The sequence below is a fragment of the Serratia microhaemolytica genome, assembly GCF_004011885.1.
GTDB lineage: Bacteria > Pseudomonadota > Gammaproteobacteria > Enterobacterales > Enterobacteriaceae > Serratia_G > Serratia_G microhaemolytica.
On the sequence record NZ_ML137213.1, the window covers coordinates 1 to 858 of the forward strand.

1 protein-coding gene is annotated in these 858 nt (G+C 59.0%); it reads left to right on the plus strand.

Annotated features, from left to right (window positions below):
- On the plus strand, positions 1 to 858 hold an 858-nt coding region (locus tag EOJ37_RS14740), incomplete at both ends, for a toprim domain-containing protein (protein ID WP_240651648.1).

Sequence of the window (858 nt, forward strand, 5' to 3'; positions counted from 1 at the left end):
AATGGTGTCACGGCAGATCACTGGCACTGTTTTGCCGCCAACGGTGTCAAGCAGGTGTTGATCGCCTTTGATAACGATGCCGCCGGTAACAGCGCTGCGCTGAAGCTGGCCGAGGCGTTGCGCGAAAAAGGCATTGAACCTTGGCGGGTGATCTTCCCGGCCGGTATGGATGCCAATGATTATCTGCTGGCCAATGAACAGAAAGCGCTGGCGTTCCAGTTGCTGCTTGACCAAGCGTTGCCGATGGCGGCCGATGGGGCGTTAGCGGCCGCAGTGAAACAGGTTGAGGCAGCCGAGAAAGTGGCAGCCGTCGAGTCCGCGTCTGATTTTGCTGCTGCCCCTTCTTCTTCTTCTTCTTCTTCTTCTTCTTCTTCTGCTGCTTGCAGTGAACCGGGGTTGGTCAGCGAGTGGCTAGACAATGGCGATCTCTGCTTAACCCTGCTCAACCACCAATGGCGCTTGCGTGGCCTCACCGAACGTAGCCGCCACAGTCTGGCACTGAAGCTGAATGTGCAAGTGCTCGATCTGGTCAGCGGCGTGCTGTTCTGCGATCACCTCGATTTACTCAGCGCACGCAGTCGGCAAGGTTACGCGCGCTTGGCGGCGCTGGAGCTGGGTTGTGATGAAGCATCGTTGCGCCGGGCATTGGGGCGCGTGCTGCTGTGGGTCGAGCAGTATCAAACCGAGCAAAAAGCCCGGGTGCAGGCAGAAGCCAGCGCCGAAGCAGCACCGGTGTTGAGTGCCGATCAGCAGTCGGAAGCATTGGCGCTGTTGCGTTCACCGCAGTTGTTGGCGCGTATCACCCAAGACTTGGCCGCCTGTGGTGTGGTCGGTGAACGCAGCAATCTGTTAGCCGCC